The organism is Bacteroidales bacterium (assembly GCA_021157585.1).
Taxonomy (GTDB): domain Bacteria; phylum Bacteroidota; class Bacteroidia; order Bacteroidales; family UBA12170; genus UBA12170.
Map to the genome: position 1 here is coordinate 12376 of JAGGWH010000100.1, position 23147 is coordinate 35522.

General features: G+C 33.4%; 21 protein-coding genes. 6 read left to right on the forward strand and 15 right to left on the reverse strand.

Going from position 1 to position 23147, the window contains the following annotated elements:
- Positions 1 to 100: 100 nt before the first annotated feature.
- A complete protein-coding gene (locus J7K39_06705) occupies positions 101 to 1360 on the forward strand; it encodes a sugar MFS transporter (GenBank protein MCD6179577.1) in 1260 nt (419 codons plus the stop codon).
- A gap of 17 nt (positions 1361 to 1377) precedes the next feature.
- Here J7K39_06705 and J7K39_06710 read toward each other — a convergent pair whose 3' ends face one another.
- The 6 genes from J7K39_06710 to rimO all read right to left on the reverse strand — a co-directional run bounded on the left by J7K39_06710 (position 1378) and on the right by rimO (position 8349).
- The gene (locus J7K39_06710) at positions 1378 to 2379 is read right to left on the reverse strand and encodes a DNA adenine methylase (GenBank protein ID MCD6179578.1); all 1002 of its coding nucleotides are present in this window, start codon (positions 2377 to 2379) and stop codon (positions 1378 to 1380) included.
- A 76-nt stretch (positions 2380 to 2455) separates the two neighbouring features.
- The gene (locus J7K39_06715) at positions 2456 to 3079 is read right to left on the reverse strand and encodes a hypothetical protein (GenBank protein ID MCD6179579.1); all 624 of its coding nucleotides are present in this window, start codon (positions 3077 to 3079) and stop codon (positions 2456 to 2458) included.
- A 54-nt stretch (positions 3080 to 3133) separates the two neighbouring features.
- The gene (gene clpB, locus J7K39_06720) at positions 3134 to 5728 is read right to left on the reverse strand and encodes an ATP-dependent chaperone ClpB (protein MCD6179580.1); all 2595 of its coding nucleotides are present in this window, start codon (positions 5726 to 5728) and stop codon (positions 3134 to 3136) included.
- A gap of 30 nt (positions 5729 to 5758) precedes the next feature.
- Positions 5759 to 6220, reverse strand: coding sequence for a hypothetical protein (locus tag J7K39_06725; protein ID MCD6179581.1), 462 nt, complete (start codon positions 6218 to 6220; stop codon positions 5759 to 5761).
- Positions 6221 to 6330: 110 nt separating this feature from the next.
- Positions 6331 to 6768, reverse strand: coding sequence for an Hsp20/alpha crystallin family protein (locus tag J7K39_06730; GenBank protein ID MCD6179582.1), 438 nt, complete (start codon positions 6766 to 6768; stop codon positions 6331 to 6333).
- Between the two features lie 270 nt (positions 6769 to 7038).
- Positions 7039 to 8349, reverse strand: a complete 1311-nt coding sequence (rimO, locus tag J7K39_06735) for a 30S ribosomal protein S12 methylthiotransferase RimO (protein ID MCD6179583.1) — start codon at positions 8347 to 8349, stop codon at positions 7039 to 7041.
- Between the two features lie 127 nt (positions 8350 to 8476).
- Between rimO and J7K39_06740 the strand changes: the two genes are divergently transcribed.
- Entirely contained in the window at positions 8477 to 8947 is a 471-nt protein-coding gene (locus J7K39_06740) for a heme-binding domain-containing protein (GenBank protein MCD6179584.1), read from the forward strand.
- 12 nt (positions 8948 to 8959) lie between these two features.
- A complete protein-coding gene (gene cls / locus J7K39_06745; GenBank protein MCD6179585.1) occupies positions 8960 to 10444 on the forward strand; it encodes a cardiolipin synthase in 1485 nt (494 codons plus the stop codon).
- Here cls and hydE read toward each other — a convergent pair.
- The 5 genes from hydE to J7K39_06770 form a co-directional block, all read right to left on the reverse strand.
- On the reverse strand, positions 10441 to 11526 hold the full coding sequence (hydE, locus tag J7K39_06750; protein MCD6179586.1) for a [FeFe] hydrogenase H-cluster radical SAM maturase HydE: 1086 nt from the start codon (positions 11524 to 11526) through the stop codon (positions 10441 to 10443). The two genes, cls and hydE, sit on opposite strands and share 4 nt — an antisense overlap.
- Before the next feature lie 75 nt (positions 11527 to 11601).
- Positions 11602 to 13545, reverse strand: coding sequence for a PD40 domain-containing protein (locus tag J7K39_06755; protein ID MCD6179587.1), 1944 nt, complete (start codon positions 13543 to 13545; stop codon positions 11602 to 11604).
- 214 nt (positions 13546 to 13759) lie between these two features.
- The gene (gene tnpA, locus J7K39_06760; GenBank protein MCD6179588.1) at positions 13760 to 14224 is read right to left on the reverse strand and encodes an IS200/IS605 family transposase; all 465 of its coding nucleotides are present in this window, start codon (positions 14222 to 14224) and stop codon (positions 13760 to 13762) included.
- Between the two features lie 197 nt (positions 14225 to 14421).
- Positions 14422 to 15006, reverse strand: coding sequence for a non-canonical purine NTP diphosphatase (locus tag J7K39_06765; GenBank protein MCD6179589.1), 585 nt, complete (start codon positions 15004 to 15006; stop codon positions 14422 to 14424).
- Between the two features lie 66 nt (positions 15007 to 15072).
- Positions 15073 to 16050, reverse strand: a complete 978-nt coding sequence (locus tag J7K39_06770) for a D-alanine--D-alanine ligase (protein ID MCD6179590.1) — start codon at positions 16048 to 16050, stop codon at positions 15073 to 15075.
- 186 nt (positions 16051 to 16236) lie between these two features.
- On the opposite strand from J7K39_06770, the gene J7K39_06775 reads away from it, so the two are divergent.
- The 3 genes from J7K39_06775 to J7K39_06785 are packed head-to-tail and all read left to right on the forward strand — an operon-like array spanning position 16237 to position 20010.
- Entirely contained in the window at positions 16237 to 17103 is an 867-nt protein-coding gene (locus J7K39_06775; GenBank protein MCD6179591.1) for a hypothetical protein, read from the forward strand.
- Position 17104: 1 nt separating this feature from the next.
- On the forward strand, positions 17105 to 18976 hold the full coding sequence (locus J7K39_06780) for a T9SS type A sorting domain-containing protein (protein ID MCD6179592.1): 1872 nt from the start codon (positions 17105 to 17107) through the stop codon (positions 18974 to 18976).
- Between the two features lie 47 nt (positions 18977 to 19023).
- Positions 19024 to 20010 (forward strand): RluA family pseudouridine synthase, encoded by a 987-nt coding sequence (locus J7K39_06785; protein ID MCD6179593.1) that lies wholly within the window; start codon positions 19024 to 19026, stop codon positions 20008 to 20010.
- 62 nt (positions 20011 to 20072) lie between these two features.
- On the opposite strand, the gene J7K39_06790 is transcribed toward J7K39_06785, so the two are convergent.
- The 4 genes from J7K39_06790 to J7K39_06805 form a co-directional block, all read right to left on the reverse strand.
- On the reverse strand, positions 20073 to 20540 hold the full coding sequence (locus J7K39_06790) for a MaoC family dehydratase (protein MCD6179594.1): 468 nt from the start codon (positions 20538 to 20540) through the stop codon (positions 20073 to 20075).
- Between the two features lie 137 nt (positions 20541 to 20677).
- Positions 20678 to 21121, reverse strand: a complete 444-nt coding sequence (locus J7K39_06795) for a DUF4395 domain-containing protein (protein ID MCD6179595.1) — start codon at positions 21119 to 21121, stop codon at positions 20678 to 20680.
- A 48-nt stretch (positions 21122 to 21169) separates the two neighbouring features.
- Complete coding sequence (locus tag J7K39_06800; GenBank protein MCD6179596.1) at positions 21170 to 21691, reverse strand: DUF1858 domain-containing protein; 522 nt, start codon at positions 21689 to 21691, stop codon at positions 21170 to 21172.
- A gap of 5 nt (positions 21692 to 21696) precedes the next feature.
- A complete protein-coding gene (locus tag J7K39_06805) occupies positions 21697 to 22926 on the reverse strand; it encodes a DUF438 domain-containing protein (GenBank protein MCD6179597.1) in 1230 nt (409 codons plus the stop codon).
- Between the last annotated feature and the right edge of the window lie 221 nt (positions 22927 to 23147).

The following is a 23147-nucleotide window of genomic DNA, read 5'->3' on the forward strand; positions in this document are numbered from 1 at the left end:
TAATCATTGTTTATAAGTACAAAGTATCCTCAATATACTGACTAAAGAAAAAACATAAATTTGAAAAATATTTTTTAAAGTATTTCTTATAAATACAACTATGACACAGAAAAAATCATCCTTAGGCCCACTTTTTATTATTGGAATATTATTTTTTATACTGGGCTTTATTACTTGGCTTAACGGAATGCTTATACCTTATTTACGCACAGCTTGCGAATTAACTAATTATCAGGCACTTTTTGTGACTTTTGCATTTTACATTAGTTATACGGTAATGGCTTTGCCATCATCTTGGATATTGGAGAAAATTGGCTTTAAAAATGGAATGTCTGTTGGTTTATGGGTAATGGCTGTTGGAGCTGTAATTTTTATTCCTGCTGCTTATACCCGAGTATTTTCTGTTTTTTTGATTGGTTTATTTGTACTTGGAACGGGAATGGCTATTTTGCAAACGGCTGTTAATCCGTATATTACTATATTAGGTCCAATAGAATCTGCTGCTAAGAGGATTAGTATTATGGGTATTGCAAACAAAACAGCCGGTGCTATGGCTCCTCTTGTTTTGGCTTACTTTATTGTTCATCCTGGCGATGATGAAGCAATTCGTAATTTAGTAAATCTGTCGCAAGAAGAAAGAGCTGTATTTTTAGATTCTCTTGCATCTAGAGTTATTATACCTTACGTTGTAATGGCTGTTATATTGCTTTTAGTAGGTTTGGGTTTAAAGTTCTCTAACTTACCTGATATTGATTCGGAAAATAACGAAGATATTCAGGATTCTACTAAGAAAGACCATAGTAGTATTTTTGAATATCCCTACTTAATTTTAGGCGTATTAACATTGTTTTTTTATGTAGGTGTTGAGGTTATTGCAGGTGATACTATTATTCGTTATGGACAATCATTGGGAATTTCTATGGAATCGGCAAAGATGTTTACTACTTACACTATGCTTTCTATGTTGGTAGGATATATAATAGGTATTTTTACAATTCCACGCTATATTTCTCAACATCGTGCATTACAGCTTTCCGCTGTTTTAGGAATAGTATTTTCTTTAGCTGCGCTTATTACTAATGGATTTGTATCCGTAATGTTTATTGCTTTTTTAGGTTTGGCTAATGCATTAGTGTGGCCTGCTGTTTGGCCTCTCGCTATTAAAGGCTTAGGAAAGCATATTAAAACAGGTTCGGCTTTGCTCATTATGGCTATCTCCGGTGGGGCTATTATTCCTTTACTTTGGGGTAAGATGTCGGATATTTATGATACGCAGACGGCTTATTTAGTTCTAATTCCTGCCTATCTGTTTATTTTGTTTTATGCTGTTTATGGTTATAAGATAAAAAAATGGAGATAGTATAGAATTATGAGTGTTTAGTATTTTTCCAGTATATGTAAATACTCTTCAGTTTTATTGGCAGTATGATTCCTATTTTTATCTTTATCGGCTTTAAATCGTTGATAGTTAGTAGATGATAAATCGTATTTGCCATAGCGACTCATTATCTTTCTGATATGCTCAACCGACATCAGTCCTTCGTTATTATAGCTTAAAAAGATATATTTAAAATTGGCATTTTTAATTAATTCTTCAAACTCGCTACTCACAGAATTTGAACTGCAATATTTTGATTTATTATATGCTCTTAGACCCGTTTTACCCTTGGGAATAAATGAATCGTATTTGGCAATAGTATTTAAAATGTGATAATTCGCTCCGTATTGTCTGGCATTGTATGGTGGATCAAGATAAAGGATATCACCTTCAATTTTATTTATTAGTTTATTACTGTCTGTATTATAAATATCGTTTTTATTATTGCTTATTTCAAAATTTGCAGGAGAGATAATTAATTCTTTTTGAGCCGATTTTTTTAAATGTTTTAAATACGCTCCGTAAACAGATGCTGTATTAGCCACCTTATCAGCACTTTCTAATAAGCTGGCTAAAAGAAAGTAATAAGTATCATCATTTATAGTATTGCTATTTTTCCATGCTTCAATCTGTAGCCTGACAGTATCTATCTTTTTTCCATTATCATCAGAAAAATATTGTCTTTCTCCATTCTTCCCTTTGCAATAGTTAGTATAAATAAATCCTTCTTTGGTTTTAAGCTTATTTAAGCTTGAAATAAACTTATCATTATTGGCTATTGCTAAATTGTTACCGATATAATTTCTATTTAATACATAGCTGTAATATTCAAAATCGTTACTAATTACCTTTTTAACTTCTTGTTTAAAAATCCTGCCAACTATTCCCGTTCCGGCAAAAATATCACAGAAAACTTTCTCTGATAAGTCTTGACCTACGACGGAATAAACGGTGTTTTTTATAAAGCTTGATAATTTATTTTTAGAACCTATGTAATTCATTTATTTTCTCAGCTCATATTTATTTAATTCTATGCAAAAATAGCAATCTGCTAATTCTATTCGAATATATTTTTTGCTATTTAATTCTCTTTGTTATCCAGATAATATCAGATTGAATTTCTCCATTGCCAAAGTTAAATTTATAAAGTTTGTTCTCTGAGAAATTTTTTACATAATTATCTATAGCTAATTTTAGAAGTCCTATTTCTGATTTCATTTTCCAATGCTCTTTGTTTTTGTAATCATATAAAATAATGAATAATCTGTTTTTTAAGTGTTTTCTGCCTTCCTGACTTTGGTTATTGTAAAGCCATTGTATAAGTTCTCTTTCATGTGTTTTGGCATATTGATAAGAATGTTTAAATCCTCTGGGGAATATGCTTGTTTTATGATCGAAAGGAATATTGTTTATTTTAAAGTCAACAAGCTTGTCGCTACGGTTTTTGTTTGCCTTAATGTTTGAATGTGAGGTAAACAGATACTCGACAGCCATAGCCGACCAAAAGTTATACCATCTGTTTAAGGCGTAGTTTCTCAGCGATTTATCAAAATCATGAGTACGCTTTAGTAAAGTTTCAAAACTATATGTTTTATATATAAAATTTGTGGCTCTATCTTTAATATCTGTTTGTTTACTGCCCCAATTATATGGATAAACTAAGCGTTTTTTTAATTCAATTTCAAGTCTGCTTAAATCCATAATCATTATTTATTTCAATAAAGTTAATGAATTTATGGCAGACTTGAGTTGTTTTTAGTTATGTGGATTATCAAAAACTAATTTGTCATTTCTGTAACTTATTTCAATACTTCCTTTAGAATCAATATCTCCTGATAATATTTGTTTGGATAATTCATTTAAAATTTCTCGTTGAATTACTCGTTTTATTGGTCTTGCTCCAAACTGGGGTTCAAAGCCAATATCAGCCAGATGCCTTATTGCTGAGTCATCAACTTTTAGATTAATTCCTTTTTTAGAAAGCATATTTTTAAGTAATGATATTTGAATCTCAACAATTTCTTTTACTTCGCTTTTATTTAGCGGTGTAAACATTACTATTTCATCAATACGATTTAGGAATTCAGGTCGTATTGTTTTTTTTAGTAGGCTAACAACTTCTTCTTTAGTTTGTTCAACAATAATATCTCGCTTATTCATGTCTAAATTCTCAAATCGTTCTTGAATAATATGAGAGCCTAAATTAGAGGTCATTATTATTATAGTATTTCTAAAATCTGCAAGCCTTCCTTTGTTATCGGTAAGCCTTCCTTCATCTAATACTTGTAACAAAATATTAAAAGTGTCAGGATGTGCTTTTTCAACCTCATCGAGTAGAACTACAGAATATGGTTTTCTGCGTACAGCTTCGGTAAGTTGTCCTCCTTCGTCATATCCAACATATCCGGGAGGAGCTCCAACCAGTCTGCTAACAGCGTGACGTTCTTGATATTCGCTCATATCAATACGAGTAATTGCATTATCGTCATTAAATAAATAATTGGCTAATGCTTTAGCTAGTTCTGTTTTTCCAACACCTGTCGTGCCGAGAAATAAAAAAGAGCCAATAGGACGATTACCATCTTGTAAATCAGCTTTTGAGCGACGAACAGCGTCCGAAACAACTTCTATTGCTTCGTTTTGTCCTACAACACGTTTGTGTAGTTCTTCTTCTAATCGTAATAGTTTTTCTCTTTCGCTACTCAGCATTTTACTTACGGGAATTCCTGTCCAACGTGCAACTACTTCCGCTATATCTTCGCTTGTAACATCTTCTTTTATAAGAGCATTATCTTTATTTGCAAGTAGTTCGTTATGTAACTTTTCAAACCTAACTTCTTCTTCTTTTATTTTTCCGTATCTAAGCTCGGCTACCAGACCGAAATTTCCTTCTCGTTCTGCTTTGTCGGCTTCTTGTTTATATTCTTCAATTTTTGCTTTTGCAGTTTGTACTTTGTCAGCTAAATCTTTTTCGTTTTTCCACTTAGCATAAATATGATCTCTTTGCTCTTTTAAATTTGCAAGCTCTTTTTTTATTTGAGAAATCTTATTTTTATCATTTTCGCGTTTAATAGCTTCAAGTTCAATCTCAAACTGCATTATTTTTCTATCTAAAATATCTAATTCTTCCGGTTTAGAATTAATTTCTAAACGCAGTTTAGCTGAAGCTTCGTCCATTAAATCAATAGCTTTATCCGGTAAGAACCTGTCGGATATATAGCGTTGCGATAACTCAACAGCCGAAATAATAGCACTATCCTGAATCCTAACTTTATGATGAGTTTCGTATTTTTCTTTAATACCTCTTAAAATTGAAATTGCACTTTCTCTGTCGGGTTCATCAACCATTACCTTTTGGAATCTACGTTCAAGAGCCTTATCTTTTTCAAAATATTTTTGATATTCGTCTAAAGTTGTTGCTCCAATTGCACGTAGTTCTCCACGAGCCAGAGCAGGTTTTAGAATGTTAGCAGCATCCATAGCTCCTTCTCCGCCACCTGCTCCTACAAGAGTGTGGATTTCATCTATAAATAAAATAATTCTACCATTTTCAGCGGTAACTTCTTTTACAACAGATTTTAAACGCTCCTCAAATTCGCCTTTATATTTTGCGCCTGCAATCAATGCCCCCATATCTAAAGAATAAACTATTTTATCTTGAAGATTTTCAGGAACATCGCCCTTTACTAAACGATGAGCTAAACCTTCAGCGATAGCAGTTTTGCCGGTACCCGGTTCTCCCACTAACATTGGATTGTTTTTTGTCCTTCGCGATAAAATTTGTAATATTCTTCTGATTTCATCATCTCTTCCAATGACAGGATCTAATTTGCCATCGTTAGCTAATTTATTCAGATTTTTCGCATATTTATCAAGTGAATTATAGGTATCTTCCTGACTCTGAGATGTAACGTTTTTACCTTTTCTCAACTCGTTAATTGCTGCCGATAAATCATTTTCGTTAATATTATTATCTTTCATCAACTGCGAAACAGTGTCTTTAGATTTTAACATAGCTAATAGTAAATGCTCAATAGAAACATATTCATCTTTCATCTTTTTAGCAAGATTAGATGCGTTATTAAGCATTTTACCGGCATCGCGAGATAACATTATTTCTCCACCCTCTACTTTTGGAAAGCTTTGAACAATGCTGTTTAAGGTTCTTTGAAAAACATCTACATTAACGCCTAATTTACCCAAAATAAAGGGTAATACGTTTTCATCAACCTCAAAAATAGCCTTTAAAATATGGGCGTTTTCAATTTGCTGATGCGAATAGCTTTGAGCAATCTGTTGTGATTGTTGTATAGCTTCTTGTGATTTTATGGTATAATTATTTAGATTCATATTGAATAGTTTTTCCTTTTTTTGTTAGTATTATTTATTCTGTTGATTAAACTGTTGATTAAAGAAATAATTCTTTAACGAATCCATTTGTTCAAATAAAGCATTCATTTGCTTTTGATCTTTCTCAAATCTTCTCAGAAAAAAATCGTTACTAAAAAAGGCCTGCTCTAATATGGAATCTTGGAAAAAGAAATCTCTAAAAAATTTGTCGTTAGAAAAATGATATTCTTGATTGAAAAAAGACTTAAAGTTTTTTATTACACTATCTCTCAACAAACTGTCGTTTCCAGAGTTTGAATAGTAATAATATGTGGAATCATAACTAACTAGATTACCATTTTCATCGTATTTCTTATTTACTTTAATTTCAGTTTTAGGTTTTGTTTGCTTTAAAACATCTGAGTTGTTATTGTTTTTTCTAACCTTATCTTGACCATCGCAAGATGAAAGAACCGACGAAAATAAAAGCAAACTTAAAATCATTTGTCGCATAGTTCTAAATTTTAAAGATTAAACAATAAATAAATTTTAATCAAGTGCCGGAGTTAAGTGCGGCACTTGATTTCCAGACTGCGTTTTTTGCTATACACAGCTTATTAGATTTAAGAGATTTTAATCCTCTTAGCAGGTTTGGGCTTAGCCTCCTCCTTTTTTGGAATTGCAATACGTAAAATACCTTTTTCGTATTTTGCATTAATTTTATCTCTTTCAACTAAAACAGGAAGTGTAAATGAGCGAGAAAAAGATTGATATGAAAATTCTCTCTTTGTTATTTTTTCTCCTTCTTTTTCTTCAATTTCATCTTTCTTTTCCGATGATATTGTTAGTACATCATTATCTATCTCAATGTTAAAGTCTTTTTTATCAAAACCGGGTGCTGCAACTTCAACAAGAAACTCATCGGTATTTTCTTTAACATTTACAGATGGTAATGTGGTGTTTGTTTCTGAAAAATGTCTGTTGTTCCAGTCAAATATACTGTTGTCAAAAAAACGGTCAAATACACTTGGGTGTTGATCTGAAAATCTTACTAAGTTCATAATATATCCTCCATTTTTATAGTGAAACAATAAATAAAAAATGAATTTCGAAATTCGTTGATAAGTCTACAAGCTTTATTCCATTGTAGTTTTTCGGACAAGTTGTCTGCTTTAATAGTCGCCTGCTGACACAATGTCTCGAAACTTAATTTTTTATTACTGTTTTGCCTTAAAATACTGACATGCTTAAAAGATATTTAAGCTGTATTATTTAGGAATGGTGGTATATAGGTTTGGATGATTTACAGTTTTATACTTCGCTTTATTTAACTAACTATCCATAACTTTTCCGTAGATATCAAAACTGTCGGCTTTTGTTATTAGAACATCGTAAAATGATCCTATTTGAAGTTCAGATTGTTCTCCGCAAATTAAAACTTCATTATCTACTTCGGGAGAGTCGTATTCAGTACGACCTACATAATAAATATCTTCTTGACGGTCGATAATTACCTTATAAGTTTCGCCAATACGTTCTTGATTAATCTCTTCTGAAATATTTTGTTGTAAATTCATTAACTGCTCTTTACGTTCTTGTTTTATTTCTTCAGGAACATTATCTTCAATTTTAAAGGCAGCAGTATCTTCTTCCGGAGAATAGGTGAATACTCCCAATCTTTCAAAACGAGTTTCCTTTACATAGTCAAGTAGTTCGTTAAATTCCTCTTCTGTTTCGCCGGGATAACCAACAATAAAAGTTGTACGAATAGCCACGCCGGGTACTTTTTTGCGCATAGCTTTTACCAACTCTCGTGTTCCTTTTCCGGTATGTCCACGCTTCATCGAACGTAAAATACGATCGCTGATATGCTGCAAAGGAATATCAATGTAGTTTGTTACTTTAGGTTCGTCTCTGATAAGGTCTAATACGTCTTCCGGAAAATTAGTGGGAAAGGTATAATGTAAACGTATCCATTCAATCCCCTCTATTTTAGCTAATTCTTTTACTAATTCTGATAGGGTTTGTTTCTTATAAATATCAATGCCGTACCAAATTAAATCCTGAGCAATTAATATCAATTCCTTAACACCTTTATCTGCTAATTTTTGTGCTTCAATAAGTAGTTCTTCTTGTGGAACCGATTTATGTTTTCCACGAATTAGTGGTATAGCGCAAAAAGAACATTTTCTATCGCAACCTTCCGATATTTTTAAATAGGCATAATGAGAAGGTGTTGTTAATAAACGTTCTCCAACTAATTCTGTTTTATAGTCGGCTCCTAAATCTTTAACAATTTTTGGTAAATCATCAGCTCCATAGTAGCCATCAACGCCATCAATTTCTTTAGGAAGCTCTTTTTTATACCGCTCAGAAAGGCAGCCCATTACATATACTTTCTCAACTTCGCCGGCTTTTTTGGCTTCCACAGCATCCAAAATCATATCAATCGATTCTTCTTTGGCATCTGCAATAAAACCACAGGTATTTATAATAACAATATCACTTTCTCCATCGGTTTCATGAACGACTTTTAAATCGTTTGCTTTTAGATGACCCATAAGGTGTTCGGAATCTACCAGATTCTTACTGCATCCCATTGTGATAATATTAATCGATTTGTTTTTAGCTTTTGTTTTCATAAATAATTGACGCTGAATTTTGCTGCGAAATTAATTGAATTTTTTTGTTAGACGTGTTAAATATTTCTAAGCTTTCCCGATTATTTTTGATTTTAATTATCTTAGCTTCAAACTAAGACTTAAAATGATGAAAAAAGTGATTAAATATTTTCTTTGGGCGGTTCTGGTTATTTTGGTGGCAATTCAATTTGTTCCTGTTGATAGAGAAAATCCAGTTAGTGATAAAAACAATGATCTTTTGGTTGTTAGTCAAGCGCCCGAAGATGTTCAGCAATTGATGAGAAGTGCTTGCTATGATTGTCATTCAAACGAAACGGTATGGCCTAAATATGCTTATGTTGCTCCAATTTCTTTTGTAATTGTAGAACATGTTGAAGAAGGAAGAGAGCATCTGAATTTCTCGGATTGGGCTACTTACGATCGTGAGGATCACCCCTCTATTTTAAAGCATATGAAAAAAGCGATAAATAAAGGTTTTATGCCAATGGAGGGCTATATTAAGTTGCATGCTGATGCAGAAATGACTGAAGAGCGCAAAGCCTTACTTAATTCGTGGATAGATAGTGTATTAGAAACGTACAATCCAGTTGAAGAATAATCGATAAAATTAATGAGTTTGCTTGACCTATTGTTTGTAAATACTGTTGCTTGGAAATGGATTTCAATTTCCGGCTTGGTATTTATTTACCTTTTTGCAATTTTTATAATTATCCGTACTCTATTACAGAATAGGAATCCGTCTACAACATTAAGTTGGGTTTTGATTTTGGTATTGTTGCCATATCTTGGACTGCTATTTTATTTTTTCTTTGGACAGAGAATGAGCAAACGGTGGATTTTCAGACGCTTAAAGATACGGGAATTAGTGAAAATAAGTAAAGTAAGTGATTCTCAACTTAAAGCTCTGAGGAATGTAGATGATATTACAGAGCCTCAAGTATTGAGGAATTTGAAGTTAATCAGGCTTTTACTTCGTGAAAATTCCTCTTTTCTTTCGGTAAATAATTCCATAGATATTTATCATAATGGAACGGACGTTTATAGTCAGCTGTTTAAAGATTTAAGTTTAGCAGAACATTTTATTCATATCCAGTATTATTTATTCGAAGAAGGAAGTGTAGCCAATCGTATTCAAACAATTTTGTTGGACAGGTTGAAGTCCGGTGTGGAAGTGAATTTAATGGTTGATGGTATTGGTAGCAGAAGCCTTTCCAGTGAATATATTGAAACATTAAGAGCCGCCGGGGCAGAAGTATTTGTATTTCGTCCTGTGCGTTTCCCTAGTTTAACGTCTAAAATTAATTACCGTAATCACCGGAAAATAGTGGTGATTGACGGCGCGATTGGATATACAGGTGGAATTAATATTGCCGATAAATATATTTATGGTGATGGTGATTTGGGTTTTTGGAGGGATACACATATTCGGATTTTTGGTGATGCGGTTAAAATGCTAGAAGCTGTTTTTTTAGTCGATCGTTATTTTGTAACCAATAAGTTTGATAAAAGTCCTGCTAAATTCTTTCCAAGTGTAAACTTTAAAGGTGATAAATATGTACAGATTGCCAATAGCGGTCCTGAGTCTTCTACGCAAAATATATTGAATGCATATTTTATGGCCATTAGTTCGGCACAAAAAAGTATCTGTATTACAACGCCTTACTTTGTTCCAAACGAGAGCCTTTTAATTGCACTAAAAACAGCTGCGGCAGGTGGTGTTGATGTGCAGATTATTCTTCCGGGTCGTATTGATAGTAAGATCGTCCAATACAGCTCTCGCTCTTATATTTATGAACTTTTGCGCGCTAATATTAAGGTTTATTTTTATGAAGCAGGGTTTATTCATGCTAAGATTATGCTTGTTGATAGTCATCTATCAATAGTTGGTTCTGCTAACTTCGATTATAGAAGTTTTTATCATAATTTTGAAATTAGTGCTTTAATTTATAATATCGAGGATAATAAGAAGCTGAGAACACAATTTGAAAAGGATAAAAAGAATTCTATGCGGATTAAATTAGTTAAATGGAAGAAACGCCCTGCTAGCGATAAATTGAAAGAGTCTGTTTCTCGATTGCTATCGCCCTTAATTTAGGTCTCTTTTCTTCGTTTGAAATGTAAGGAATCACCCCATTCGTTGTACCCAACTGTGTTTCCTGTTCGATAAATGCGAGCTTCAAGGCAATTTTTGCATGCATCGGCTTCTTCATCAATACAAGGCTTGTCTTCGTACAGCAAATAATCTTCGCGGTATTTTAATGGTGTTAAGTTTGGCATAATAACATTGGCTCCTGCCATTATTGCCTTTTCGCGTCCTTCTGCATCTATAGTTTGCATAGCTGTAGTAGCAACGATATTAATATCTTTCATTAAAATTCGTAATAGCGCAACCATCTTCAGACTTAATTGAAAACGTTCTTTCAGTGGGAGTAGTGTGTCGCTGTATTTATAAAGCGGTGTTTGTTTGTGTTCAATATAAGGTCCCATTCCTGCCATATCAATATCCAATTTTTTAAAAAATAATAAGTCGTTGGCTAAATCATCTATAGTTTGAAAGGGGAGACCTATCATTACGCCTGTTCCAACTTGATAGCCCGTCTCTTTCAAATCGTAAAGGGATTGAATACGCTTTTGAAAGTTGTGTTTTTTATTTCTTGGATGAATTTTATAGTACAATTCTTCATTGCTTGTTTCTATCCGAAGTAAATAACGATGTGCGCCTGCATTAAGCCAGCGTTTATAGGTTTCTTTGCTTTGCTCTCCGCAAGAAAGAGTGAGTCTTAAACTTCCGTCTCCAATTTTTTTGATTTCTCGTATTAGATATTCAATTTTGTCAACAAAATCTTTATCATTTCTTTCGCCTGATTGAATTACCATAGACGCAAAGCCTTGATTGTATGCGAATTGTGCGGCTTTTATAACTGTTTCATCATCTATTTTATAACGCTCTATATTCTTATTGCTCAGACGAAGACCGCAGTAAAAACAATCTTTTGAGCAAATATTAGAGTATTCTATCAAACCACGGAAGTATACTTTATTTCCTACTTCTACTTTTTTTACTTCAGCAGCATAACGGAAAAGTTCCTTTTGATCTTCACCTTCTACTTTCAGTAAAGTAACTAAATCCTCTTTTGAGAACTGCTTTTGTTTTAAGATGTCAGTTACTTTAGTCATTATGCTGTTATTTTATTCACAAAGGTATTTAAAATATCCAAATACGGTTTTAAAATGGATTTATTTAACAGTATTTTAAATCTTGGTAACTACAAATTCGGTACGGCGGTTTTCTGCGCGTCCTTCTTCAGACTGGTTATCGGCAATGGGTTTTGCTAAACCATAACCTCTATATGTTAATCGTTTGTTCTCAATTTTATGCTCAATCAAGAAATCATAAACGGCTTTGGCACGAGCTATTGAAAGTTTTAGGTTATAAGATGCAGTTCCTACATTGTCAGTATGACCTTGAATTTCTATGTGAATTGTAGGATTATTATTTAAGAATGAGATGAGTTTTTCTAATTCAATTTCTGATTTTTTCTTTAGCTCCGATTTATCTGTTTCAAAGAAAATATTTTTTAAGACAACTTTTTCTCCAATGGCAATAGGGTGTAGTGGAATATCTTTTAAAAACGGGTCTTGACTTTCGTAGGCTTTTTGCATTAGGAACTGGTCGGAATAGAATAAATAACCTTTTCTCGAAACATTTAGTAAATAGTCTTTTCCCAGATTTAAAGTCAATAAAAAGCTTCCGTCAAAAGCATCAGAAATAGAATAGATAATTTGCTTTCCCGTTTCAATATCAATAAGCTCAAATTGTGCACTGAGGAGTTCTTGAGTTTTTGCATTGTAGACAACTCCTTTTAAGTAGGTAATCTTTTCGGGTTGAATATTTTTTGGTAGCTTGAAAGAGTAGAGGTCAAGCTCGCCAAATCCTTCTTTCCTATCGGAAGCAAAATAGGCTAATTCCCCGTTTGGAGCAACTAAAATGCTGCTCTCGTCTTTGTTAGTATTAATGGGGTAGCCCAAATTAATCGCTTTTCCCCAATCTTGTTTTTCGTTATCCCATTTCGACATATAAATATCTGTTCCTCCCATCCCGATATGTCCGTTAGAAGAGAAGTAAAGAGTCTGATTATCAGGATGGATAAAGACGGATTCTTCGTTTTTATCGGTGTTGATATTGGAATTTAACTTTACAGGTTTTTTCCAATAACCATTCTCATCAATATCTGCTCTAAAAATATCGGATTGACCTTGAGATCTTTTTGGTGCGCGGACAAAATAAATACTCTTTCCATCAGATGAAAGTGATGGTTGACTTTCCCAATGTGAGGTGTTGATGGGTGGCCCTAAGTTTTGTGGTTTACTCCAAATATTTCCTTTCTTCCGAGAAAAAAATAAATCGCAGCTGCCATATCCTTTTCTTCCATTTCCATATTCTCCAAAATCCTCACAAACGGTAAAAACAAGCGTTTTCCCATCAGCCGAAAGGCTTGCCGCTCCTTCGTTAAATGGAGTATTAAGTTCGTAAATAGGGAAGCTCTTTCGCCAAAGACTATCATTAAGATTAATAGCTCCCATAAAATCTTCCTGTTCGCCTTTGCCTTGTCTATCAAGCCTTCGGGTAAATAATAGAAATTTATTATCGATAGTTATTGATGGGAAATATTCCGATTTTTTAGTGTTGATATTCGATCCGAGATTTCTCAATTTAAAAGCAACCGGATGCTTTATGGCTTCCAAAGCAAAAAGGCAGTTTTGGATTTGAAATTCGGCATCTTCTTTTAAGTTTTTACTGATGTTTGAAAAGCTTAAATATTTTTTGAAAGACTGAAGAGCCTCTGTATAAAAACCTTCTTTTAGATATAATTTAGCCAAGTAATAGTGTTCGTCTGCTACGGCATTTGGGTTAATGGAAAGCCCTTGTTTATAAAAATCAATTGCTCTCAAAGGATAACCCAATTCTTCTTTAATAAGGGCGGTTAATAAATAGGCTTCGATAAAATTCCTATCGGTTTTCATTGCTTTCATTAAAATAAGCTCTGCCTCAACTTTGTTTCCTAAGGTATATTCTATTGAAGCTTCTTTGTAATATTTTTTTGCTCTTTTTGATTGTGTGTGCAGATTTTGTGCTTCCGAAATATAGGGGAGAAGCATTAAAAAAACTACAAATAAAAATAACCGTAAATTCATATTTTGGTTTTAAACAAAGATAGGGATTTTGTATTAAATTGTAGAATATTTAAGATTTATGGAATAGGTCAAATATTCACTTATTTTTAAACTGAAAGCTTATATTATTAAGCTCAATAAGCAGCAGAGCTGCGAAATATTGATAGATAATATGGATAGTGAAAGAGTTTAAGGTGCAGAGCACCGAAACATAAAGTAATATTTGCTGTAAATCTTAATCGTCAAAAAAATTGAATATGTATTTGTCATTATATTGAGTATCATTTTTTCGTAAAATTTCTAGATATTCCACCTTAAATGATTCCTTTTTATGATGTTTCTCTTGATTTAATATGTATTTAACAACGGTATTTATTTGAGAATGTGAATGGGTAAATGCACCATATCCTTTTTGCCATTCAAATTTATATTTTGATAATTTGTTTTGTTTTATCCAAGCATTGCTAGATGTTTTTATTTCTTCTACCAAATCAGGAATAAGCTGGTTCAAGTTGTAGCCAATAAAAATATGGATATGATCGGGCATTGAACTTATTGCCAGTACTTTATGCTTGTGGTTTTGAATAATTCCTGTAATGTACTTTTCTAGTTCATTTTTCCACGATTTTTTTATTAGTGCCTCACGATTTTTCGGTGAAAAAACTAAATGAAAATAGGCTTGTGAATAGGTGTTTGCCATTTTTTTATTTTTAAACTTCAAGGTTTCGGTGCTCTGCACCTCGTTTTCCTTGCGGTATTTTCAACTATTAAGATTATCGGTGCTCTGCACCTACAAATATTATCGGTGCTCTGCACCTACAAATATTATCGGTGCTCTGCACCTACAAATATTATCGGTGCTCTGCACCTAAGTTACCAATTTTATTTTATCTATGGCTAGTATAGCTTATTCAAAAAAGCAATCAGCTTTTGGCTAGCCATGCCGCGATGACTAATCTTATTTTTCTCTTCTAAAGGCATTTGGGCAAAGGTTTGTGTAAAGCCTAAAGGACGGAAAATTGGATCGTAACCAAAACCTTTATTACCCTGGATAGGTTTTTCTGTAATCTCTCCTTCAACCACTCCTTCAAAACTATATTCCTTGCCATCGATTATAAGCGCAATAACCGTTTTAAAACGAGCCGTCCTTAATTTTTTCCCTTTCATCTCTTCAAGTACTTTATTTACATTGTCCTCAAAGCTGCAATTTTCTCCGGCATAACGTGCGGAATAAACTCCCGGCTTACCACCTAAGGCATCAATCTCTAAACCGGTATCGTCGGCAAAACAATTGTAGTGGTAGCGACTATTAACAAAACGCGCCTTTTCAAAAGCATTATCTTTTAATGTTTCGTGCGGTTCTTCAATTTCTTCAAAGCATTGTATATCAGATAGGCTAAGTAGCTCAAAATGAGATTGAATTAAAGGCGCAACTTCTTGGAGTTTATGTTTGTTGTTGGTCGCAAAAACAAGTTTCTTCATAAGATTTGAATATGTATTCAATAATCATTATTTTTTATTCATTAATCACTAATCTGCAATCTTAAATCATTTTAGTGCTTCTTCAATTATCATAGAGTAAAATTCCTTTAAAGAATATCCCATAACTTGAATTTGTTTTGGAATAATACTTGCATTTGACATACCGGGAACTGTATTTACTTCTAAGAACCAAAGCCTATCATCGTTTAAAATATAATCGAAGCGAACAACCCCTTTGCAATTTAAAACACGATAAAGTTTAGCAGAGGTTTCTTGAATATTTTTCTTTTCTTCTTCCGAAATATTGGCAGGAGTAACTTCGTCGACCATATTTTCGTTATACTTGGCTTCGTAGTCGAAAAAATCTTTTTTAGGAATTATTTCTGTTACGGGAAAACGCATCACTTCACCCGCATAATCGAAAACACCACAGGTTAATTCCCGACCTTTAATATATTCTTCAATCAGTATTTCATCGTCTTCGGCAAAAGCTTTGTCGATAGCCGGTTTTAGTTCTTTTATATCAGAAACTTTAGACATCCCTACACTGGATCCACCTTGATTTGGTTTAATAAATACGGGTAAATTAATATACTCAATCAAAGTTTCTAAATCGCATTTATGGCGTTTAAACAAATGAATATCTTTTGCTACAGCCACTCCATTTTCTCTTACAATATGGTTACAATAAGCTTTGTTAAAAGTTAAAGCCGACGTAACAGCATTGCTCGATGTGTAAGGAATATCAAGCATATCAAAATAGCCTTGCAGCTTTCCGTTTTCGCCAGGACTTCCGTGAATAAGATTAAAAACGAGATCGAACTTTATTTTATTATCTGCTATTTTCAGACTGAAATCGTTTTTATCTATCTGGATAATATTAGAATCAGAATTATTATAAATCCATTCATCTTTCTTTATTTCAATAAGATAAACCTGATATTTCGAGCGATCGATTTCAGCTGAAACCATAGCTGCACTTTTAATACTTATGGGATATTCTCCGGAGTCTCCTCCTGCTATTAGGGCGATATTTTTCTTCATTATGTTTAATAAATCAGTTACAATACTAATGAAAATAAAGCTTGAAAAAAAGACTTTTATAAGTTTTTTATACAAAAATTATGTCGAAAACTGCTCCTTTAATATTCAGCTTATTCACTATCTTTGCATAATATACAATATTAGACCTTAGAATGAGTTTTTAATGGGTCTAGCAAGAGTTGAGTTATGAGTTTCGGTAGATTTATTATTAGTAAAACATTTTTTAAGCATTTAGGGATTATTATTGGATTAATAGTGATATTGATTTTTGTGGTTATTAAAGGTCTTGATTTTTATACTCACAAAGGAGAATATATTTTGGTCCCCAAATTAAAAAATCTTGATGGTGATAGCTTAGTGGCAAATTCAGATTCCCAGTTTCTTCAATACGTTTTAATTGATTCTATTTTTGATGCAAAGTCCCGTCCGGGAGGTGTTTCGCATCAGTATCCTTTGGCTGGTGCTAAAGTAAAAAAAGGACGAAAAATATATTTAACTATCGTTTCTAAAAGTCGTGAATATATTCCAATGCCTAATTTAGTCGATTTAAGTATTCGTAGGGCGATAGATATTGTTTATCAGTCACGTTTAAAAGTTAATCAGCTGATTTTTGTCGAAAATTTTGCTCGTAATGCAGTGCTTGCTCAGTTAATACGACAGGATACTATAGCTCCTGACTCTATGATTTTAATAGGATCGCATATCAATTTGGTAGTAGGAGATGGGCATAATCCTTCGGGGGTTCGTCCTCCGTTTTTAATTGGAAAAACTGCAGAAGAAGCAAAGGAAATTATTTATAAAGCGAGTTTGAATTTTGGTGGTGCAGATACTTTATGGGGAACATCGCACGAGGATCTAAGAGTGTTTGAGCAATATCCGCTTTTCGATCAAAAAGAAGCTATTTTTCTTGGTGATGAAATGCGTATCTCTTTGCGTTCTGCTATCGACTTTAATTTTGATTCTTTGGTTTTTCATATGTTAAATGATACCATTTCTGCTGATACGCTTTTAGGTGATAGCTTATTGTTAAATGCTGATTTAGAGGGGTTTTAATTTGAAATACAAGAGTCTTTTGGTTGTGGTTTTCATTGTGGGATTATTCTTGAATATTCAGGCGCAAGAGCAATTGTTGGGCTTAAATCAAAACCCTGAAATCAAGAAACGGAAACAACTTAAAGCAAGTCAGGAAATAGCAGTTTTCCTGCCTTTCTTCGATGATTTTAAACAAGATGAAAACCTTCCAAATCCAAATTTTTGGTCTGATGATTACACTTTTATAAATACTTCTTTTCAGAAATTTCCTGCAAATCTTGGAGTGGCAACTTTTGATGCTTTAGATGAAAATGGAGAGATTTATGAGCACGCAAATAGTTTTGGTTTTATAGCCGATTACCTGACTTCTAATGATATCCGTTTAGATAGTCTCGACAAGGAAAATAGAGCTTTGGTGATGGCAGATTCTCTATACTTTAGTTTTTATTATCAACCGCAAGGAAGGGGCAATGCTCCTGAAAGTTCAGACTCTTTGGTTTTGGAGTTTTATTCCGGTCGTGATAAGATTTGGTATCCTGTTTGGTCTTATGAGGGAATGCCGTTAGATAGTTTTTATGTTAAAAATCAAACTTATTGTAAACAAGTTTTAATACCAATAAAAGATAGTGCACGTTTTTATCATCCCGATTTTAAATTTCGTTTTTACAATTATGCCAGTCTATCTTCTTCTATTCAAACCTCTTGGCAAGGCAATGCCGATCAGTGGAATATCGATTATGTAAAGCTTGATATCGGACGAAGCAGAAATGATATTTATTCCGAAGATTTGGTTTTTGTTAATCCTCCACCTTCATTCTTGAAAAATTATCGGGCTATGCCTTATAATCAGTATAAGAATGATCCTACCAATTCTATGGTTGATAGTTTACATTCTATTTATATCTCTAACCTAAGTGCTTTGCCTTATACGGCTGAATACCGATATACAATATCCAATCAACTACTTCAGGATTCTGTTTATTTGGGTGGCGCCGCAAATATTAATCCTTTTATTTTTGAAGGATATTCTGCTTTTCCTCGTTTTAGTGATCCAAAAGTGATTTCATTTTTCAGTTTGTTTAATGAAGATAAAATGGAATATACTATCACACATAGTGTCCGGACATTAGATGCTGAGTTTGGTGATACTTTAATTCAGAAACAAAGCTTTGGTAATTATTTTGCTTATGATGATGGATCGCCAGAGGCCGGATACGGATTGAGTGGCTCAGGAAATAGTGCTGCACTGCGCTTTAAACTCAATATGCCCGATACTTTAACTCAAGTTCAAATGTATTTTAACCCAACGGTATTAGGCAATGAAGATTATTTTTATTTAACGGTTTGGGAGAGTTTGGAGCCTGAAGTGATTTTATACGAAGAGCTTGTTCAGGTATCCTTATCGGATGATGCATCAGGATTTATAAGTTTTGATTTGGATGAACTTATTGTGGTTTCTAATGAGTTTTTTGTTGGATTTACACAAACTTCTGATGCAAATCTTAATGTAGGTTTTGATTTGTCATTTTCGCCTCAAGAAAGTCTTTTTTACGATGCCGGTGATGGTTGGTATCCTAGTATTTTTGAAGGCTCTTTGATGATACGTCCTGTTTTTGCAAATTATAAAGGAGATGAAACACTAACTGTCATAAATGACGAGGATGGAGTACAGATTTATCCAAACCCATTAAAATCGGGAAATTTGACGGTGGCTGTTGACGATGGTCGGAATTATTTAATACATATTTATAGTTTATTGGGGAAGTTGGTATATTCTACACAATTCCAAGAACAACTTAATCTTGATTTTCTTAAAGAAGGAGTATATTTGCTTCGATTTGAAAATCAGATAAGTGGAGAAATTAAAAGTCAAAAATTAATAATTACAAAATAGTGGAAAATAAAGACAATGATATAGAATTATCGGAAAACGAAGCGGAGATGTATGAGCATTTTCGGTTTGTTGTAGATAAAGGTCAATCTGCTTTGCGCATTGATAAATTTTTGATGAGTAAGCTGGAGAATGCTACTCGTAATAAGATTCAGCAAGCTGCAAAAGCTGGCAATATTTTAGTAAATGATTTTGTTGTAAAATCAAATTATAAGGTTCGACCCGATGATATTATTTCCATTGTTTTGTCGGAACCACCGCGCGATACTAATATTTATCCCGAAGAAATTCCTTTAAAAATTTTGTTTGAAGACGATGATCTGATTGTTATTGATAAACAGGCCGGTTTGGTTGTACATCCCGGGCATGGTAATTATACAGGAACTTTACTCCATGGTCTTAAATATCATTTTCAGCAAGAGGGACTGGAAGATACCAATCCTTATTTGGCGCATAGGATAGATAAAAATACTTCAGGGGTTTTGGTTATTGCCAAAGATGAAATAATGTTAGCACATTTGGCAAAACAATTCTACGATCATAGCATAGAGCGGAAATATCAAGCTTTGGTTTGGGGCGATTTTGATGAACCTAATGGAACTATAGAGGGTAATTTAGCGCGGAATCCCAAGAATAGATTAGAAATGACTGTTTTTCCTGAGGGTGATGTAGGAAAACATGCGGTAACGCATTATCGTTTGTTGGAACGCTTTGGCTATGTTAGTTTAATTGAGTGTCAGTTAGAAACGGGTAGAACGCATCAGATTCGTGCACATATGAAATATATTGGGCATCCACTTTTTAATGATTCTCGTTATGGTGGCGATGCAATTTTAAAAGGAACAACTTTTACAAAATATAAGCAATTTGTTCAAAATTGTTTCAAAATGATTTCGCGTCAAGCCTTGCATGCTAAAAGTTTGAGATTTGTTCATCCACGTACAGGCGAAAGTCTTTATTTTGAATCCGATTTACCCGAAGATTTTTCTTCTGTTATTGAAAAGTGGAGAGCTTATAGTCAGCATCAGCAGTTGTAAATTACCATATTGCACATCTTTCTAGTGAGTTTAGAAGGGGAATATTCTATTTAATACCAAGCTTAATTGTTAAAATGATATAGAAAAATAAGCGTACCTTCTAAAGCAGATTTTTTCTGATCTTTTATTTCAAGCATAACCTTTATTTCAGCTTTACTAATTCCTCTGAGATTTACTAATGATTTTAATTCGGCACGGAGGCGTACTTCACTATTTACCAATATGGCTTGGTTAAATTTTAACTTCTCAATACCATAATTTACTAGAAGTTTAATATTTTTTACTTCAATAATTTGTGTCCACAGATAAGGAAGAAGCGATAGGCTTAAATAACCATGTGCAATTGTACTTCCAAAAGGACTTTCTGTTTTCGCACGTTCGGGATCGGTATGTATCCATTGATGATCCATAGTTGCATCAGCAAAAAGGTTTATTTGATCCTGAGTAATTTGGAGGTATTCAGAAACTCCAATTTCTTTTCCTACATAGTTTGCAAACTCGTCGTAACTACTGATAATTAATTTTTCCATAAGCCTTTTTAAGGGCGTGAAATTACTCCTTTTTTCGACTTGAAGGTAGATTAAGTTTAGAAAAATTAACTATTTATTCTTGTTATTTTTAATGGGATTGTAATCATTATGATTCTTTAAACGTATGGTTATCACCTCTATTTATCTTTGTAAAAGGGATAAACCAAGTAATTGTATACCACACAACCTATACAAAAGCTAAATACCGAGTCTATGATAGAAAGAATCATTAGTAACCCTGCAACGCTTATTGACGCAATATTATAGTCCAGTAACACTAATACAGTAGAAGAAAAAGCACAAAAGAACCCCAGCCTTGAAGCAAATACTTTCTGTGCCAAACCGATTGGTTTCCTTTTCGAATCAAGGATGCCTATTCCCATAGAAGCTACAAGCCAAAGGGGACTGTATTTAGCTTTCAAAGCTGCTCTAATAAAATAATCTAAAGTTACCACTATTATAAATATTGGATTCAATGTCCCCAGAAAAAGGGCCATCAATATAACGTTAAGGAATACTGTTAACCTACTCACGTTACTGTCAATCTCTTCAGTAGAAATAGGGCAAACTATATTTTTCATGGGTCATATTTTTATTTGTTATTATTTGTTGCTTTGAAACCTCAGATTTTAGGCTTTATAAAAGTATATCGTATATAACTTATCATTTTCTTTTACTACCCAATGGGTAATTTGTAAGCTAGATGCTTTATCAATTAAAGGAGCCGTAATAAATGAAGAAACCAATTTGTAGATTGCTTTATTCTTCATTTGATTTAAATCCGAGATAACTTGATTTACGGGATGCTCACCAGCAGCTAACATTTCTCGAACATCAAACTCTTGGGCAATGATCTTTTCGTCGAACCACTCCGGTTTAACTGTGGTGTAAGGATTATCAAAGTCAATTGAAATTAAATCTTGACCAACTTCATTACGGAGAATGTTTATTAAATCGCCCACTTCGATATCACCAATACTCGCTGCTTGCTGCAATGTGGCAATCTTGGCTACGGTTTTTCTTAAAACAGGATTCTTAAGCTTTTTGAAAACCGGTACTTGGCTTATTAAAACATCTTCCAATTGGGGGTAAGTTTCAATTAATTGTGAAACTTTTGTTTTTGGACTTATCACTAAATTTCTGTTTTTCATAATACTTATTTGTATGATAATATTCTTTGTTCACCTTCTAATTCTCGGTATACATTAACGTTATGAGAAACCTCAAGAGTTCCAAGATATTCTCCTTTATCGTTCCGCATGGCAAAGTATTCGATATGAATCATTTTGCCACCCATATTGATCCAGAAAGGGGCTCTGTTTGCTTTTCCGGATTTAAAGTCATCAATAATTTTGTCCACAATATGAGCACTTGCTGGTGGATGACAATTTCTTACATCTCTGTTTAAAATTGCTCTGTTGCGCTGAAAAATTCGTTCAGAACCTTGCGAAAAGTATTTTACTTTATCGTCTTTGTCAACGAAGGTCATATCAATTGGCAAGGTGTTTAATAGGGTCATCAATTCTTCAGGAGAAAAACTTCCAGAATGCAATTGAATATTTCCGCCTACTTTTTGAGCATCGTTAATGGATTCTTCTGCGGCCCCTTCAGGCTTCCATTCATCCTTAGGATCGTAAAGGCAATAGCCAATTTCGAGCGATTGTTTACTGATTTCATACCAATCGGCATCGGTGAGTTTATCATTTGACATAGGGAAAAGAATTTCTTCTTCTTTTACTGTCATTTCATCAACACCTATGGCTGCAGGGAGCAAAACTATTTCGGCAGAAGCCAATAATTCTTCGGCAGAAATATTTTCAGTTTTTAAGATCTCAATACCGCCTTTTATTAATTCGCGAATCTCATCATGTTTACCCCACATTACTTTAGGTGGTCCGGTTATGCCTTGATTCTCTAAATAGGGAAAAAGTAAATATTCTTTTCTTTGATAATGTTTGTCAGCATCGAGCAAATCGTTAAAAAGTGCTCTTAGCGCCAATATATTTGTTTGAAAATTAGTTTCTGGATTATTCTCAATCGCTGTAAATAAATCTTTAACCTGCTGTACAACTTGTTTAAGCTCCTTATTTTCTTTAGTGAAAACATCAATTGGATGCCCGGGAGGAACATATTTGAAGCCAGACAGGTCAACATGCCCAGTCAGAACTTTCGAATGAGCGTCACAGAGTTTTAGTATTTCCTCTTCTGGAAGTCCTTCACTAATAAGCTCTTGCTCTACTTCAACAACTTCGCCATAAGGTATTTGACTTAGGCTCGAAAGCAATTCCTCTCGAACATCTTCTTGAGAGCCACCTTCGTGAAGTTTTAATATCAACTCCTTTAATTGCTTCTTCCTTTCTGCAGAATTATTTATTAATTCACTCATGTTTTTATTTTTATATATAGATATTGTAGTACTTAAATACCTGACAAAAATAACGAGTTGTTTTTTAGATAACAATCCCTATTATTTGGTATTTAATCTAAAGGATGTTTGTTTGAAATGGAATAAAATAAATTAAAAAGTGTCTATGAAGTTTCTGTATAGGTATGAACACTATTTGCTGCTGAGGGTAAATAATTTACTCCAAACCAACAGATTAATAA

Bases quoted from the DNA above. Each gene is read 5' to 3' on its own strand.
- J7K39_06730 (MCD6179582.1), bottom strand. From the start codon at position 6,768: ATGAACTTAGTAAGATTTTCAGATCAACACCCAAGTGTATTTGACCGT.
- J7K39_06805 (MCD6179597.1), bottom strand. From the start codon at position 22,926: ATGAGTGAATTAATAAATAATTCTGCAGAAAGGAAGAAGCAATTAAAG.
- J7K39_06800 (MCD6179596.1), bottom strand. From the start codon at position 21,691: ATGAAAAACAGAAATTTAGTGATAAGTCCAAAAACAAAAGTTTCACAA.
- J7K39_06795 (MCD6179595.1), bottom strand. From the start codon at position 21,121: ATGAAAAATATAGTTTGCCCTATTTCTACTGAAGAGATTGACAGTAAC.
- J7K39_06740 (MCD6179584.1), top strand. From the start codon at position 8,477: ATGAAAAAAGTGATTAAATATTTTCTTTGGGCGGTTCTGGTTATTTTG.
- J7K39_06775 (MCD6179591.1), top strand. From the start codon at position 16,237: ATGAGTTTCGGTAGATTTATTATTAGTAAAACATTTTTTAAGCATTTA.
- J7K39_06710 (MCD6179578.1), bottom strand. From the start codon at position 2,379: ATGAATTACATAGGTTCTAAAAATAAATTATCAAGCTTTATAAAAAAC.
- J7K39_06725 (MCD6179581.1), bottom strand. From the start codon at position 6,220: ATGCGACAAATGATTTTAAGTTTGCTTTTATTTTCGTCGGTTCTTTCA.
- J7K39_06785 (MCD6179593.1), top strand. From the start codon at position 19,024: ATGTATGAGCATTTTCGGTTTGTTGTAGATAAAGGTCAATCTGCTTTG.
- rimO (MCD6179583.1), bottom strand. From the start codon at position 8,349: ATGAAAACAAAAGCTAAAAACAAATCGATTAATATTATCACAATGGGA.
- J7K39_06770 (MCD6179590.1), bottom strand. From the start codon at position 16,050: ATGAAGAAAAATATCGCCCTAATAGCAGGAGGAGACTCCGGAGAATAT.
- J7K39_06715 (MCD6179579.1), bottom strand. From the start codon at position 3,079: ATGGATTTAAGCAGACTTGAAATTGAATTAAAAAAACGCTTAGTTTAT.
- tnpA (MCD6179588.1), bottom strand. From the start codon at position 14,224: ATGGCAAACACCTATTCACAAGCCTATTTTCATTTAGTTTTTTCACCG.
- hydE (MCD6179586.1), bottom strand. From the start codon at position 11,526: ATGACTAAAGTAACTGACATCTTAAAACAAAAGCAGTTCTCAAAAGAG.
- J7K39_06705 (MCD6179577.1), top strand. From the start codon at position 101: ATGACACAGAAAAAATCATCCTTAGGCCCACTTTTTATTATTGGAATA.
- J7K39_06765 (MCD6179589.1), bottom strand. From the start codon at position 15,006: ATGAAGAAACTTGTTTTTGCGACCAACAACAAACATAAACTCCAAGAA.
- J7K39_06790 (MCD6179594.1), bottom strand. From the start codon at position 20,540: ATGGAAAAATTAATTATCAGTAGTTACGACGAGTTTGCAAACTATGTA.
- cls (MCD6179585.1), top strand. From the start codon at position 8,960: ATGAGTTTGCTTGACCTATTGTTTGTAAATACTGTTGCTTGGAAATGG.
- clpB (MCD6179580.1), bottom strand. From the start codon at position 5,728: ATGAATCTAAATAATTATACCATAAAATCACAAGAAGCTATACAACAA.
- J7K39_06755 (MCD6179587.1), bottom strand. From the start codon at position 13,545: ATGAATTTACGGTTATTTTTATTTGTAGTTTTTTTAATGCTTCTCCCC.